Genomic DNA, 15,493 nt, shown 5'->3' with positions numbered 1-15,493 from the left:
ATTGGTGGTCACCTCACGCACCGACGGTTTCGCCGGCCACCGCCTCTTCGGCGGCGAGTTCTTCCTCGGTGATCCAGCCGGCCTGCTTGCGGGCGGCAAGCACCATCTGCTCGGCATCGGCGCGCGAGACGCCGTGAGAGGCGAGAACGCCCGGATAGACCTTGGTCTCGCCGTCCTTCCGCTCTTTCCAGCCGATCAGGTCGTCGGCGGCATAACCGGCGAAATCCTCGATCGTCTTCACGCCGTCCTCGCCGAGCGTCACCATCATGGCGGTGGTGACGCCGGGGATGTCGCGCAGTTCGTCCTTGACGCCCAGCGCCTTGCGCTTTTCGTCATGCTCGGCCTCGATCTTCTCCAGATATTCGCGGGCGCGGGTCTGGATTTCCGAAGCCGTGTCCTCGTCGAAACCGTCGATGGAGGAGATTTCGCCGGAATCGACATAGGCGACTTCCTCGACGCTGGTGAAGCCTTCGGAGGCAAGCACCTGGCCGACCATCTCGTCGACGTCGAGGGCTTCCATGAACAGCGCCGAACGCTCGACGAATTCCTTCTGGCGGCGCTCGCTCTCTTCCTGCTCGGTCAGGATGTCGATATCCCAGCCGGTGAGCTGCGAGGCCAGGCGCACGTTCTGGCCGCGGCGGCCGATGGCCAGCGAGAGCTGGTCGTCCGGCACCACCACCTCGATGCGCTCGGCATCCTCGTCGAGCACCACCTTGGCGACTTCGGCCGGCTGCAGCGCGTTGACGATGAAGGAAGCGGCCGAAGGCGACCACGGAATGATGTCGATCTTCTCGCCCTGCAATTCGCCGACCACGGCCTGGACGCGGCTGCCGCGCATGCCGACGCAGGCGCCGACCGGATCGATCGAGGAATCGCGCGAGATGACGGCGATCTTGGCGCGCGAACCGGGGTCGCGGGCCACCGACTTGATCTCGATGATGCCGTCATAGATTTCCGGCACTTCCATGGTGAAGAGCTTGGCCATGAACTGCGGATGGGTGCGCGACAGGAAGATCTGCGGGCCGCGCTGCTCACGGCGCACGTCATAGACATAGGCGCGGACGCGGTCGCCATACTTATAGTTCTCGCGCGGGATCAGCTCGTCGCGGCGGATGATCGCCTCGCCGCGGCCGAGATCGACGATGACGTTGCCATATTCGACGCGCTTGACGGTGCCGTTGACGATCTCGCCGATGCGATCCTTGTATTCGTCATACTGGCGATCGCGTTCGGCCTCGCGCACCTTCTGCACGATGACCTGCTTGGCCGACTGGGCGGCGATACGGCCGAAATCCATCGGCGGCAGCTGCTCGGCGATGAAGTCGCCGAGCTGGGCGTCGGGATTGCGCTCCCGCGCCGTGGAAAGCGCGATCTGCGTCGCGTAGTCCTCGACGTTATCGACCACTTCCATCAGCCGCTGCAGCTTCATCTCGCCGGTGTTCGGGTTGATGTCGGCGCGGATGTTGGTCTCCTGGCCGTAGCGAGAGCGCGCCGCCTTCTGGATCGCATCGGCCATGGCGGCGATGACGATCGACTTGTCGATCGACTTTTCACGCGCGACCGCATCGGCGATCTGCAGCAGTTCAAGCCTGTTGGCGCTTACAACCATTGTCTTTCTCCCGATTTCGCCTCGGACCTCAGCCCGGCGGCGCTATCAACTTTCCTGTTCGGTTTCGTTTTCCTCGGCGGCGTCTTCCGCTTCGCCGCGGCGTTTCCTGGCTTCCTTGCGCGCCCGGTTGTCCTTCGACAGGGCATCGCGGATGAGATCGTCGGTCAGCACCAGCCGGGCCTCGGCGATCGCGTCGTAAGGCACGCGCACAGTCGGCTCCTCGCCATAGGCCGCCTTGTCGCGTTCGATAAGGATGCCGTCGGCGTCGGCCGCGGCGATCTTGCCCTTGAAGCGCTTGCGGTCGCCGACGAGGACGGATGTCTCCAGCTTGACCAGATGGCCGGTCCAGGTGGTGAAATCCGACTTGCGCACCAGCGGCCGGTCGATGCCGGGCGAGGACACTTCGAGATGATACGCCTTTTCGATCGGATCATCGACATCGAGGGCCGGCGACACCGCACGGCTGACCTCTTCGCAATCCTCGACGGTCATGGTGCCGTCCTCGCGTTCGGCCATGATCTGCAGCGTCAGCCCGTTCTGACCGGTCAACTGCACCCGCACGAGACGGAAGCCGATGGCCTTGAGCACCGGCTGTACGATCAGCGCAATGCGCGCATCGATGCCGCTTTCGCGGATGATACGGTCGTCGGCCTCGCTTGCCGCTGCAGTCATCAGATCCCTGTCGCTTTTTTGGGTTCCGGCCGGCGGGTAACAAAAAAGAGCGGGACCGGGTGGACCCACTCTTCGTCATACCGACCAAGAATTTGACGCTGATATAGACGATTGCCGCCAGTGTTTCAAGCCTGCAGGCAGGGTTTGCGGCGATGCCTACAATTGTCGCGGCCATCGCTGGCTAAATGTAATACACAGGCCCCGGCTGCCACCTATCCCCGGATAAAGGTCAGATAAGCCGGCCGCCGTCCCTCGCGTATCGCCTTGGCCTCGTAACGCGTGCCGGGCCAACCCTCATAGGGTCGATGCCAATCCGCAGCCTCTCCAGCCTGCCACTGGAAGGCGCCGTGAGCGCGGCAGGCAAGCAGCGTCCAGTTGACATAGCTGTCGATGTCGGAGGCGAAGCGGAACCTGCCGCCCGGCTTCAGGACGCGGGCGAAGCGGCCGAGATTGGCGGCGCCGACGAAGCGGCGCTTCCAGTGCTTCTTCTTCGGCCATGGATCGGGATAGAGCAGGTCGATGCCGTCTAGCGAGCCTGACGGCAGCCAGTCGAGCAGGCGGGTGGCATCGTCGTCATAGACCCTCAGATTGCCAAGCGGCGCCTTGGCTAGCGCCGTCATCATCTTGGCCATGCCGTTGACGAAGGGCTCGACGCCGATGAAGCCGGTCTCCGGCGCTTCCTTGGCGCGGTGCAGGAGATGCTCGCCGCCGCCAAAGCCGATCTCCAGCTGCAACGCCGAAACCTCGGCCTTGAACAAGGTCCTCAAATCCGCCGGCGCTTGTGCCGTCAGGTCGAGCCGGTATTCGCGCAAGCCGCTTTCGAGGGCGATCGCCTGCTGCGGGCGTATGGTCTTGCCGTGCCGGCGGCCGAAGAATCCTTCGGTCGCCCGGCTCGGCCTGTCCTTTGCGTTCGCTGGCGTCAGGCGGCGACGGCGTCCTTGAGCGCCTTGGCGAGATCGGTCTTCTCCCAGGAGAAGGAACCGTCGCGACCGGCCTTGCGGCCAAAATGGCCGTAGGACGAGGTTTTTGCGTAGATCGGCTTGTTGAGGTCCAGGTGACGGCGGATGCCCGACGGCGACAGGTCCATCACCTTGCGCAGCGCCTCTTCAAGCTTCGATTCGTCAACCTTGCCAGTGCCGTGCAGGTCGACATAGACCGATAGCGGCTGGGCGACGCCGATGGCGTAGGAGAGCTGGATCGTGCAGCGGTCGGCGAGCTTGGCCGCCACCACGTTCTTGGCAAGGTAGCGCGCCGCATAGGCGGCCGAACGGTCGACCTTGGTGGTGTCCTTGCCCGAGAAGGCGCCGCCGCCGTGCGGTGCCGCGCCGCCATAGGTGTCGACGATGATCTTGCGGCCGGTGAGGCCGGCATCGCCGTCAGGCCCGCCGATGACGAACTTGCCGGTCGGGTTGATGTACCAGTTGCAGTCCTCGGCGATCTTCAGCTCGCCAAGCGCCTCGCGGATGTAGGGCTCGACGACCTTGCGGACCTTCTTGGAGTCCCAGCTGGCATCGAGATGCTGGGTGGAGAGCACGATCTGCGTGACTTCCGCCGCCTTGCCGTCGGCATAGCGCACGGTGACCTGGCTCTTGGCGTCCGGGCCGAGCTTGCCGGCCTCGCCATTGCCTTCATGGCGCGCGGCGGCAAGCAGTTCGAGAATCTTGTGGCTGTAATAGATCGGCGCCGGCATCAGGTCGGGCGTCTCGCGGCAGGCGTAACCGAACATGATGCCCTGGTCGCCGGCACCTTCCTCGCCCTGGCGGTCGGCGGCATTGTCGACGCCCTGGCCGATATCGGGGGATTGGCCGTGCAGCAGCACGTCGATCTTGGCGGTCTTCCAGTGGAAGCCGGACTGCTCGTAGCCGATCTCGCGGATCGCCTTGCGGGCAACCGACTTGAACTTGGTCGGATTGACCACGGGATGGCCGGACGCATCCTTGAGGACGTTGCCCGCCTTGTCCTTCTTCAAGAGTGTGTCGGGGACGCGGACTTCGCCGGCGATGACGACGCGGTTGGTGGTGGCCAGCGTTTCGCAGGCGACGCGAACCTTCCACGGATCCATGCCTGTCTTCTTGGCTTCGCGATAGACCAGATCGACGATTTCGTCGGAGATGCGGTCACAAACTTTGTCGGGATGACCCTCGGAGACGGATTCCGAGGTGAAGAGATAATTCTGCCGCGTCACGGGTGTCCCCTCTCGAAAAAAAATCGGCAGGTTGCCGATTTTTGGCGCGCCACGTGTTAGCGGTGCCGGGCGCCGCTCGTCAAGCGGGGCGACGGATCTGGCATGAATGTAGGCGAGGCCGGCTATGCCACCGGCGGCAGGGCGCTGCCGGCGGCATAGGTAAAAATCAATCGGCGTCTTCGGCGGAGAGCGCCTTCACTAGATCGATGATCCGGCGGCGCACCTTGACGTCGCCGATCTTGACGAAAGCTCGGTTGAGCTGAAGCCCTTCGGGACTGCCACAGAATTCGATGGCGAAGGCCATCGAGGAGTCTTCGGCAAATCCCCGGTTGCCGCCGCCGGTCTCCTCGCCCGGGGCGTCCTCGAAAAAGAAGGCGACAGGAACGCTCAGGATGGAGGCGATCGCCTGCAGACGGCTGGCGCCAACCCTGTTCGTGCCCTTTTCATACTTCTGGATCTGCTGAAAGGTGATGCCGAGATTTTCACCCAGCTTTTCCTGGCTCATTCCAAGCATATTGCGGCGCAGCCGAATGCGACTCCCGACATGAATGTCGATCGGATTCGGCTTCTTCTTGTTCTCTTCTGTCATTTTTTCCTCGCCGAATTTTTCCGGCTTTTTCTATTTTGTTCCGCCCATATGAAGCCGGAGCCACCTGCCCCAACAGAACCCTCCAACCGACTTCGAGAAAATTTTAGGCGTTACAGTATGAGTTTCTAATGTGCCGACTGTCAATTCACCCGTAGCCGCTGCCTTACATTCAATGTGAAGGCCGCCAGCGCAAACAGCAACATGATCAGCAATCCGTTAATTCGCCGCTGTTCGGGAGGCAGAAGGGCGCGCCCGGAGACCGGTACATGCGCGTCGATGGCGCCGCGCGCGTTGACTGCAAGCGCATCGATGATGCGCCCGCGCGAATCGACGACCGCGGAGATGCCGTTGTTGGCCGCGCGCAACAGCGGCAATCCGTTCTCCACCGCGCGAATCTGGGCCTGCCTGAAGTGCTGATACGGGCCTGGTGTGTCGCCAAACCAGGCGTCGTTGGTGACGTTCACGATCACGTCAGATGACGCAGAGTCGGCCGCGACGAGATCGGGAAAAATCACCTCGTAGCAGATGAATGGCGCGGCGCGCAGGCCGCCCGGCAGACTGATCGGATGCCGCTCGTTGCCGGCGGCGAAATTCATCGGTCCGGCAACGAGCTGGCCTATGCCGAAGCGTTCGAAAAGATCGGCGAAGGGCAGGTATTCGCCGAAGGGCACCAGATGCACCTTGTCGACGGCGTCGACGATCTCGCCCTTGTCGTTGATCGCCACCACGGAATTGTAATAGCGGCTGCCGGCATTCGCCGATCCGCTTTCCTCGCGCACGACCCCGGCAATCAGCATCTGGCCGTCGGCCAGCATGTCGCCCAGAGCCGTGAGCGCGTCCGGACGCTCGGTGAACAGGAAGGGCACCGATGTTTCCGGCCACAGGATGAGCTGCGGCTTGGCATGGCCCTCTTCCGGCGCTTTCCCCGATATCCCCAGCAAAGTCGCGAAGATGCGGTCGCGCACCGAGGCGTCCCACTTTTCGCTGAGATCGACCGACGGCTGGACGATGCGAACGTCGATCGAGCGGGCCGGCTCGACCGGGGCCGCGAGCCTGGCATAGCCGAAGCCGACATGGCCGGCGACGAGGATGACGAACAGGGCAAGGCCCAGCCTCAGATGCCGGCGCGCCGCGACCAGCGCGGGCAGCGAAAACACGAAGACCGCGAGCGCGTTCATGCCGATCATGCCGGTCACCGACACGCTCTGCATCAGCAGCGGCACCGGCATCGCCGCATAGCCGACGGCGTTCCAGGGAAAGCCGGTGAAGAGGAAATCGCGCAGCCATTCGGCGAGGCCGAAGCCGAAGGCAAGCGCGGCGACGCGGCCGATGTCGCTGCTCCAGAACAGCCGCGCTACCACGGCGGCGAAGCCATAGAAGAAGGCGAGCGCGAAGGGGATGCCGACAACGGCGAAGGGCAAGGCCCAGGCGAAATTGTCGGCCTCGACCAGCAATGCCTGGCCGATCCACCAGAGGCCGGCGAGGAAGTAACCGAAGCCGAACCACCAGCCGGTGGCGAAAGCCGGCCTCAGGCGCCGGAACCAGCCATCGGAAGCCTCGCCGGTGGCGCCGTCGAGCAGCCAGACCAGAACCGGGAACGAGACGAAGCAGACGGCGAAGAAATCGTAAGGCGCCTGGGCAAGCACCGCCAGCGCTCCGGCGGCAAAGGCCACCAGCGCCCGCCGCCACCCCCACAGCAGAATTATCCGGCCGGCAAAGCGCTGCATCCAGCTTCCCAAGTCGCGCGAATCAGGGAGCTAGAGGTTTAACAGGCTGCGGTGCCCGATCCAAACCCGGATAAGCGCGACCTGATTCAACGTCGCGCAATAGCGCATGCCGGATGACGTCAGGCCTGTTCGGTGCGTGCGGCGCGGCGGCGCTGCCGCTCGCCCTTCGGGCTCTGCACGATGCGCACGCGCTTGACGCGGCGCGGGTCGGCGTCGAGCACGTGGAACTCGAAGCCGGGAATGGCTTGCACGACTTCGCCCCTGGCCGGGACCCGGCCGAGCGTGTTGAAGATCATGCCGCCAATGGTGTCGACATATTCGCCATGCTCGCCGGCGGCGAAATCCTCGCCGATCATCTTGGCGACCTCGTCGATCTCGGCTTTGCCGTCGACGACAAAGACGCCGTCGCCGGTCTGCGTGATCATCGGCTCGTCGTCGTCATGCTCGTCCTCGATGTCGCCGACCACCATCTCGACGATGTCTTCCAGCGAGGCGAGGCCGTCGGTGCCGCCATATTCGTCGATGACTAAGGCCATCTGCGTGCGCGTCGTCTGCATGCGGCCCATGAGGTCGGAGGCCAGCATCGAGGGTGGCACGAACAGCACCTGGCGGATCAGATTGAGATCGCCGATGGTGCGCGCGAGATCGACCTGCGCAAGGTCGAGCGCCGTCGTCACCGGCGCCTTCGCCCTGGTGCGGCCCTTCTTGACGCGGGCGACCTTGGTGATGTGCGCGAGCACATCGCGGATGTGGACCATGCCGCGCGGATCGTCCAACGTCTCGGAATAGACCGGCATGCGCGAATGGCCGGATTGCTCGAAAAGGCCGAGCAGGTCGCCAAGCGTGGTGTTGATCTCGACCGCCTCGATATCGGCGCGCGGCACCATGACGTCCTCGACCCGCACCTCGCGCAGGCGCAGGATGTTGTTGAGCATGGCGCGTTCGCCGGGCGAGAAGGATTCCGCATCGGTCGTCGTTTCGGCGAGCGCGCCGGCGATCTCCTCGCGCAGGCTGGTGCCGTTGCGGTGCCGGAACAGGCCGAGCACGCGGTCGAAGAGGGAAGGACCGGCATGCGTCGGCTCAGCGGCCGCGCTGCCGGTGGGAATACTCGGACTCGAGCCCTCTTCCGTCTTTTCGGAAGGCTTGGCAGCACTGCCGGCGTCCGGGCGGGCGGCAGTTTCTGGTGTATCGTTCATCGCCATCAGGTCAATTGAGCTTTTTTGTTACGCGTAGGGATCGGGAATGGCAAGCCTCGCAAGCGCGGCGCGCTCGATCGCTTCCATCTCCTCTGCCTCGGCGTCGGTCTCGTGATCATGACCCAGCAAGTGCAGCAGGCCATGGATAACGAGATGGGTGATATGGTTCTCAAGCGGCTTGTCTTCCAGTGCGGCCTCGCTCGCCACCGTCTCGGAAGCCAGCACGATGTCGCCCAGCATCGGCGGCAGCTTGCCGCCTTTCGGAAACGGAAAAGCCGGAAAAGACAAGACGTTGGTGGGCTTGTCCTTGCCGCGCCATTCGGCGTTGAGCGTCTGGATGTGGGCATCGTCGGAAAAAACGAAGCTGAGCTCGGAGACGCCGGTCGCCCCGGTTTCGGCAAAGGCGGCCGCAACGGCGCGATCGACCAAGCGCGTCAGTTCGGCTTCGGCAGGCCAATCGCCGGCCTCGACGAAAATATCGATATCGACCGGCGTCTCGCCGCTGGATGCTGGATTGTCAGCCATATAGCCTTTTGATCAGCTTTCGGCGCCCAGGCCCCGCGCCAGCTTGCCGTCGCGGTCATAGGCCTTGACGATCTCGGCGACCAGCGGGTGGCGCACCACGTCGCCTTCGTTGAAGCGGACGGTGACGATGCCGGGCACGCCGTCGAGGATGCGCAGCGCCTCGACCAGGCCCGACTTGGTGTTGGGCGGCAGGTCGATCTGGGTCGGATCGCCGGTGACGATCATGCGCGAGTTCTCGCCGAGACGGGTCAAGAACATCTTCATCTGCATCTGCGTGGTGTTCTGCGCTTCGTCGAGGATCACCGCCGCATGCGCCAGCGTGCGGCCGCGCATGAAGGCCAGAGGCGCGATCTCGATGACTTCGGCCGCGATCGCCCGCTCGACCTTGTCGGCGGGCATCATGTCGTAAAGCGCGTCGTAAAGCGGCCGCAGATAAGGATCCACCTTCTCCTTCATGTCGCCGGGCAGGAAGCCCAGCCGCTCGCCGGCCTCGACGGCCGGGCGCGACAGCACGATGCGCTCGACCATGCCGCGCTCCAAGAGCATCGCCGCATGCGCCACCGCCAGATAGGTCTTGCCGGTACCGGCGGGGCCAATGCCGAAGACCATCTCCGAGCGCTCCAGCGCCCGCATATAGGCGTCCTGCGTCAGCGAACGGGCGTAGATCGTCTTCTTGCGTGTCGAGATCTGAGCGGCCGACACCTTGCCCTTGCGCTCCATGGTGGGCAGCGTCAGCTGGTCGTCGGCGGCGATCGCCATGCGCACGGCGCCATCGACATCCGACTGGCCGATGTCGACGCCCTTCTGCAGGATGCCGTAGAGCGTATCCAGCGCTCGGCGCGCCTGTTCGGCGGCCGAAGCCGAGCCCTTGATCGCAAGCTGGTTGCCGCGCGAGCGGATATCCACGCCGAGCTTCTGCTCGAGCCGCGCCAGGTTCTCGTCGAACTGACCATAAAGGGCGCTGGCAAGCTTGTTGTTGTCGAAGGTCAGTACGATGTGCGCCATGTCGGAAGCCCCGGACGCCTGGTTCTGGGGCGGATTCTTCAGTTCGGCAGCGCTCAACCGTCTCTCCTCATCTGCCGAGGCCCGTCAGGCCAGTTCGGCGAACAGGCTGTTGGGGCCTGTCTTCGTGATTCGCACATCAATAATGTCACCGATTCCACCGGCCTTGTCGTCAACAATCACCGGGTTCAGCCATGGCGAGCGGCCGACAACCTGGCCGGGGCGGCGACCGGGCTTCTCGATCAGCGTGCTGACGGTGCGGCCGACCACGCTGGTTATGAAATTCCGCTGCTGATCGTTGATCAGCGCCTGCAGGCGCTGCAGCCGTTCGTCCTTCACAGTTTCGGAAAGATGGCCGTCCATCTCGGCGCCCGGCGTGCCGGGGCGAGGCGAATATTTGAAGGTGAAGGCCGAGGCGTAGCTCACCTCGCGCACCAGTTTCAGCGTCGCCTCGAAATCCTCCTCCGTCTCGCCGGGGAAGCCGACGATGAAATCGCCGGACATGGCGATGTCGGGACGGGCGGCGCGGATGCGCTCGATGAGTGACAGGTAGTCGCGTGCCGTGTGCCTGCGATTCATCGCCTTCAAAATCCGATCGGAGCCCGACTGCACCGGCAAATGCAGATAGGGCATCAAGGCGGGCAGGTCACGATGCGCGGCGATCAATTCGTCGTCCATGTCGCGCGGATGGCTGGTGGTGTAGCGCAGCCGCGCCAGTCCGGGGATTTCCGCAAGCCGGAACAGCAGGCGGCCGAGCCCCCATTCCTCGCCGTTTTCGCCCACGCCATGCCAGGCATTGACGTTCTGGCCGAGAAGGGTCACCTCGCGCACGCCGGCCTCGGCCAGCCGCTCGGCCTCGGCGACGATCTGCGCCACTGGGCGCGAGACCTCCGAGCCGCGGGTATAGGGCACCACGCAGAAGGTGCAGAACTTGTCGCAGCCTTCCTGCACCGTGAGGAAAGCGGTGACGCCGCGCCTGGCAAGCTCGGCACGCTTCGGCTGCGGCAGATGCTCGAACTTGTCCTCTATGGCATATTCGGTCTCGACGATCTTCTCGCCGCCACGGACCCTTGCCAGCACGTCGGGCAGCCGGTGATAGGTCTGCGGGCCGATGACCAGGTCGACCGCCGGAGCGCGGCGGATGATCTCGGCGCCCTCGGCCTGCGCCACGCAGCCGGCGACACCGATCAGCAATTCGCGGCCGGCCTCGGCGCGCTCGGCCTTCATGTCGCGGATGCGGCCAAGCTCGGAATAGACCTTTTCCGCCGCCTTCTCGCGGATATGGCAGGTGTTGAGCAGCACCAGATCGGCGTCCTCGACGGCGTCGGTGGCGACATAGCCGTCGGCGGCCAGCGCATCGGTCATGCGCTGGGAATCGTAGACGTTCATCTGGCAGCCATAGGTCTTGACGAAGACCTTTTTCGCCGTGCGGTCAGTGCCAGCCGAGCGCTCGGCGGCAGCGCCGATACCGTGGCTTTCAATCGTGCTCAGTTCCATTGGGCGGCTTCTACCGCCTTTCCGTGACAAAAAACAGACGATTCTGCCCGAGGCGCGCCGCGCAACCCCGGACTCACCGGCTTTTGGCCGGGTCGGCGAGGATGGCCTGCATCATCTCGCGCACCTTGGCTTCCATCAGCCTTGCCGTTTCCTTGCGGTTCGAGCCCTTGGAGAACGGCACCGGCTGGCCGAAATGCACCTCGGCATCGATCGCGCCTTCGGCAAGCAGGGTTTTCAGATGCGGCATCAGGTCCTGATCGCCGATCCAGGCGGTCATCGGCCGGTGGCGTCGCCCCATCGGCATGCCGTGCAGGCGCGTATAGGCGATCGCCACGGGCTGGATGAAGACCTGCTCCGCGGCGCCTTCCGAGATCGCCATCGAGGCCGCGCCGAACAGCGTGCTCTTGAACGGCAGCACAAGGTTGCCGTCGCCGGTCGAACCTTCGGCGAACAGCACCATGGCGTCACCGTTCGCCATCCTTTTGGCGATCTCGCTCGCCTGGTCGCCGGAAGTGCGCTTGCGCTCGCGCTCGATAAAGACAGTGCGCTGCAGCTTGGACAGCATGCCGATCAGCGGCCAGCCCTCCATGTCGGCCCTGGCGATGAACTTCACATCGACGAAGGAGCCGAGCACCATGATGTCGGTCCAGGAAATGTGGTTGGCAGCCACCAGCAGAGGGCGGTCTTTGGCCAGCGCGCCCTTCACATGCACCCGCATGCCCAGCGCCCGCAGGATCATGCCGTGCCAGATCTTCAGGATGAACGTTTCGGGCCAGAGCCCCGTCTTCATCGACAGGATCTGCAGCGGCACCAGCACCAGTGAACAGACGACGACATAGAAGAGCGCCAGGAAAATCCGTAATTTCTTGATCATTCGCTCCCGCCCTACCGCGCGGATTGGCTAGCGAAGATCGCGGCGCATGACAAGCGCGCCGGTCGGGCCGTGCTCGGTCGAGCGGTAATAGTTCGGGCGATGACCGACCTGGATAAAGCCAAGCCTGCGGTAAAGCCCGATCGCGGGCGCATTGGTCTCGTCGACCTCGAGAAAGAGCGCTTCGGCGCGTTGCGCATGAAGCTCGCGCAGCACCGCGTCCATCAATTGCCAGCCAAGGCCCTGGCGGCGATGGCTGCGGGCGACGGCCACGGTCAGGATCTCGCCCTCGCCGGCCGCGAGCCGCGCCAGCACAAAGCCGACCGGCGGCTTGGAGCCCTGTCCCGTCTCACGCGCGGCATAGCCGAAGACCGTGTCCTGTTCGAGGAGTGCCGCAAACTCGCCGTCGGTCCAGGGCCGCACGAAATCCTCGCGGTGCAGCACCGAGACAGCGGCGCTGTCGGCGACCGTCAGCGGTTCCAGCGCATAATCCCTGCGGCGCGGCTGGAAGAACGGAATGCGCATCAGGAATCGTTCCCCTTGCCCTGTCTTGGCAGAATGAAGCCCGCCTGCGGCTTGGCGTCGGCGCCGCGCAGATAGAGCGGCTTCGGCTTCTCGCCGGGTCCCTTGGCGGCGGCCAGCCTGGCATAGGTCGCAATATCGGCGGTGGCGGCGACCGGACCGGTGTCGAAGACACGACCTGCCGACTGGGCAATCAGCGGCGCGGCGGTTCCGACAAGGATCGCGTCGGCGTTGATAGCCACGGTCACTGCCTCGGCAAGCGTGGCTACGGATGGTCCGTAAGTTTCGACTAACGCTCTATCATAGAGCGCCGCGTGGATTTCCTCGCGGCCGGCATCGAGCGCGGCAAGCACAGCGCGCCCGGGAAAGGCATGCGCACCCTCCGCGGCCAGGGCTTCCAGTGTCGTCACGCCGATCGCCGGGATTTTCAGCGCCAGGGCCAGGCCGCGCGCGGTCGAGACGCCGACACGCAGGCCGGTGAAGGAGCCCGGTCCGATCGAGACGGCAACAGCATTGAGGTCCTGATAGCCGGCCCCACTTGCTTCAAGCGCGGTCTCGATGACGGCCATCAGATGCTCGGCATGCCCTTTGCCGAGATCGCGCACCTCTCGGCCAAGCTCCGCATCCGCGTCCGAGTCATAGACGCAGGCGGCGCAGAGATTGGCAGCGCAATCGATGGCGAGCAGCTTCATAAGGTCGGCTTCATTCGGGCAGCTTCATATGGCCGGTTAAAGAACTGGATCGAAACACAATTCCCTCTGCCCGGCATGGGCCGCCGCCGCAAGGGCCAAGGTTGAGAAATGTTAAGCGGCTTTGCTTACCAGCCTCCAGGGGCCTCGGTTATCAAACCGGGGCCGCAATGCGCAGTATGTGGTTGTCCCAGACAAAATCCGGCTCGGAACGGATGGCGCCGGTGCCGCCGACGATCTCGCCGGCGCCGGTCGTCGCCATGAAGCCGGCGCCGTCGGGCGCGAGGCCACAGACCTCGACGAGCGACTTGGTCGCGACCACGCTTCCGCTGGCGGCATCGATGACGGCCAGCGAATTGCCCTCCGGCGAGGTGACGGCGACCGTACCTGTCGCGGCATTGGCGGCGACCGAGCCGATATAGTTGCGGAAGCCGGAGAGCACGTCCTGCGGCATCTCCACGAGCTCGAGCTCCTTGCCGCGCGCGGCACGGCCAACCAGCGCGGGGCGGTCTGTCGCCGGCCCGCGATACTGGCAACCGAACCAGACGGTGCCCGCCTGGTCGCGGTCCATATGGCGGATCGAAAGCTGATGCAGCGCCGGCGGCAATTCGTGCTTTTCGATCAGGTCGCCGGTGATGCGGTCGACCAGCGTGTAGGAGGGCTTCATCGTCGCGATGTTGAGCTCGGCACGGCCGTAGTCGGGATGAGTTTCGATGCCGCCATTGGCGATGGCCAAAGTGCGGCCGTCGCCGAGCAGGAGCAGCTCGTGCGGCCCCATGCCGTAGGTCGGGAACTCGCCGACGCGGCTGAACCTGGCCTTCGCGTCATAGACGCCGACGACACCGGCCGCGTTGTCGAAGTCGTTCTCCGTCGCATAGAGCAGCGCGCCGTCGGGCGAGAACACGCCATGGCCGAAGAAATGCCGGCCGGCGATGCTGGCAATGGTCAGAGGCTTGTCGCGGCCGGCATGGTCGAAGACGACCGCGAAAGTGCCGGGCTGCCGGGCAAAAACGACCGAGCGTTTCGACACCGGATCGAAAGTGACGTCATGGCCGCGATCCGGCAGATCGATGCTGTGCAGGATTTTCCCCGCTTCGGAGAGCACGGCTGCGCCAAAACTGCCGCCGCGCTTGACGAAGGCCGTGGCAAACACAGCGTCGGCGGCCAGCGTTTCGGCCCAGGCGCGCGGCGCCATGGCGGCGGCAAAGCCAGCGCCTGCGGCGCGGAGGAAATCGCGGCGGTCGATGAGGGGAGTTCTCACGGGACGATCTCCCTCGGAGCATGACCTTGTCCAAAAAGTCTGCAACTTTTTGGGGTCATGCTCAGTCCCCATCCAGCGACGAGAAACCGGCGGTAAGGCCGAACTCGGCGGTCATCCTGGTGCCGATCAAGGTCGACAGGCTCGAGGTGATCAGCGCGAAATGTTCGAGCTTGTCGCGCAGCGCGGGGTCGGCGAGCGCCTTGTCGATCGGGCCGGGGATCGATTTCGCAGTTGTTATGCCGTTGCTGAGCTGGATGTGGATGGACTCGGCCATCCACTGCGCGTCGGCGGGCAGCGCATCGCCTAGCTTGGAAGCCTGGAACAGCTGGTCGATGCCGGAGAGATTTCCGGCAAGCGAGGCCGCCGTGTTCCGCGAGCGCCAGTAGATCGCCTGCTTTGGCTTGTCGGCGTCCGGCTTGGCGCCAAGGAAGCCCTTGAGCCGCACATCGCGAATCATGTCCAGCTCGTTGATGAAGACGCCGACCAGTTCCGTCACCGCTTCGTTGCCGTCGCGGTAGAGCGGGTTCTTCGGGCCGGGATTGGCCCAGAGCGAAGCGAAGCCATCGGGCTTTTGCCAGGCATCGCGCACCTCGCCGGCCATGGTTTCGACGTTGCCGGCGACCGCCTTGCCATAGGCGCAACGATAGGGCTCGTCCTTCCCTGCAAGCGTTTCGGCGCCGTCGCCATAGAGCACATATTCGAGCGCGCCGAGGCCCTGCATGGCGACGCTCTTTCGCGCCAGTTGCACCGGATCGGTGGCTGACGGATCCTTCGATGCGAGCGTGGCCTGCACTTGTCTCAAGCCGATGCTCTTGCGGTCCGGCCAATAGAGCATGCGTTCCAGCCGGTTGTTTTCCTTGATCGGTCCGAAGGCAATGATCTCGGCCACCGACCAGGCCTCGACCGCGCCGGAAAACGCCGAGCGCGCCGCTTCGAGATTCTCCTCGGACGGCGTTTTGCAAAGCTGGCGCATCGTTTTGGTCAGCCCCACCGCATGCTCGTCAAGGCTGGCATAGGCGGGGCGGACGAACCCATCGATCGCGCGTTCGATGACATCGGAAGCCTTGACCGCGGCCGATGCCGGCAAGGCGGCGGCTAGAAATAGCGCAAGAACAAGGACTAGGCGTTTCGACATCAGAGCGACGCGT

15 protein-coding genes are annotated in these 15,493 nt (G+C 64.5%); all 15 read right to left on the bottom strand.

The features are described 5' to 3' along the window. Window positions 1-13: 13 nt before the first annotated feature. A complete protein-coding gene (gene nusA, locus EN862_RS29040; RefSeq protein WP_127867558.1) occupies window positions 14-1,609 on the bottom strand; it encodes a transcription termination factor NusA in 1,596 nt (531 codons plus the stop codon). Between the two features lie 45 nt (window positions 1,610-1,654). After that, complete coding sequence (gene rimP / locus EN862_RS29035) at window positions 1,655-2,281, bottom strand: ribosome maturation factor RimP (protein WP_127867559.1); 627 nt, start codon at window positions 2,279-2,281, stop codon at window positions 1,655-1,657. A 212-nt stretch (window positions 2,282-2,493) separates the two neighbouring features. Next, window positions 2,494-3,204, bottom strand: coding sequence for a tRNA (guanosine(46)-N(7))-methyltransferase TrmB (locus EN862_RS29030; RefSeq protein WP_127867560.1), 711 nt, complete (start codon window positions 3,202-3,204; stop codon window positions 2,494-2,496). After that, window positions 3,201-4,466 (bottom strand): methionine adenosyltransferase, encoded by a 1,266-nt coding sequence (metK, locus tag EN862_RS29025; protein ID WP_112127969.1) that lies wholly within the window; start codon window positions 4,464-4,466, stop codon window positions 3,201-3,203. Before metK ends, EN862_RS29030 begins: the two co-directional genes overlap by 4 nt. Before the next feature lie 166 nt (window positions 4,467-4,632). Further along, window positions 4,633-5,055, bottom strand: coding sequence for a helix-turn-helix transcriptional regulator (locus EN862_RS29020; RefSeq protein ID WP_095819313.1), 423 nt, complete (start codon window positions 5,053-5,055; stop codon window positions 4,633-4,635). A gap of 140 nt (window positions 5,056-5,195) precedes the next feature. Then, window positions 5,196-6,782 carry an apolipoprotein N-acyltransferase gene (lnt, locus tag EN862_RS29015; RefSeq protein ID WP_127867561.1) on the bottom strand — a complete coding sequence of 529 codons (1,587 nt, stop codon included), beginning with the start codon at window positions 6,780-6,782 and terminating at the stop codon, window positions 5,196-5,198. Window positions 6,783-6,901: 119 nt separating this feature from the next. Then, complete coding sequence (locus EN862_RS29010) at window positions 6,902-7,978, bottom strand: hemolysin family protein (protein ID WP_127867562.1); 1,077 nt, start codon at window positions 7,976-7,978, stop codon at window positions 6,902-6,904. Window positions 7,979-8,005: 27 nt separating this feature from the next. Then, entirely contained in the window at window positions 8,006-8,503 is a 498-nt protein-coding gene (ybeY, locus tag EN862_RS29005; protein WP_127867563.1) for an rRNA maturation RNase YbeY, read from the bottom strand. 12 nt (window positions 8,504-8,515) lie between these two features. Next, window positions 8,516-9,508, bottom strand: coding sequence for a PhoH family protein (locus tag EN862_RS29000; RefSeq protein WP_245431563.1), 993 nt, complete (start codon window positions 9,506-9,508; stop codon window positions 8,516-8,518). A gap of 84 nt (window positions 9,509-9,592) precedes the next feature. After that, window positions 9,593-11,002 (bottom strand): tRNA (N6-isopentenyl adenosine(37)-C2)-methylthiotransferase MiaB, encoded by a 1,410-nt coding sequence (gene miaB / locus EN862_RS28995; RefSeq protein ID WP_127867564.1) that lies wholly within the window; start codon window positions 11,000-11,002, stop codon window positions 9,593-9,595. 73 nt (window positions 11,003-11,075) lie between these two features. After that, a complete protein-coding gene (locus tag EN862_RS28990) occupies window positions 11,076-11,876 on the bottom strand; it encodes a lysophospholipid acyltransferase family protein (RefSeq protein ID WP_127867565.1) in 801 nt (266 codons plus the stop codon). Between the two features lie 27 nt (window positions 11,877-11,903). Then, on the bottom strand, window positions 11,904-12,398 hold the full coding sequence (locus EN862_RS28985) for an N-acetyltransferase (RefSeq protein ID WP_040985961.1): 495 nt from the start codon (window positions 12,396-12,398) through the stop codon (window positions 11,904-11,906). Further along, complete coding sequence (gene tsaB, locus EN862_RS28980; RefSeq protein ID WP_127867566.1) at window positions 12,398-13,087, bottom strand: tRNA (adenosine(37)-N6)-threonylcarbamoyltransferase complex dimerization subunit type 1 TsaB; 690 nt, start codon at window positions 13,085-13,087, stop codon at window positions 12,398-12,400. The genes EN862_RS28985 and tsaB overlap by 1 nt, the downstream gene beginning before the upstream one ends. 151 nt (window positions 13,088-13,238) lie before the next feature. Next, complete coding sequence (locus EN862_RS28975) at window positions 13,239-14,345, bottom strand: DUF1513 domain-containing protein (RefSeq protein WP_127867567.1); 1,107 nt, start codon at window positions 14,343-14,345, stop codon at window positions 13,239-13,241. 61 nt (window positions 14,346-14,406) lie between these two features. Beyond that, window positions 14,407-15,480 (bottom strand): imelysin family protein, encoded by a 1,074-nt coding sequence (locus tag EN862_RS28970; RefSeq protein ID WP_127867643.1) that lies wholly within the window; start codon window positions 15,478-15,480, stop codon window positions 14,407-14,409. Window positions 15,481-15,493: the final 13 nt, after the last annotated feature.

This window comes from Mesorhizobium sp. M2E.F.Ca.ET.219.01.1.1 (assembly GCF_004016445.2).
Lineage (GTDB): Bacteria > Pseudomonadota > Alphaproteobacteria > Rhizobiales > Rhizobiaceae > Mesorhizobium.
Note: the sequence above shows the minus strand (reverse complement) of the source record. Positions and strands in the feature narration are given on the sequence as shown.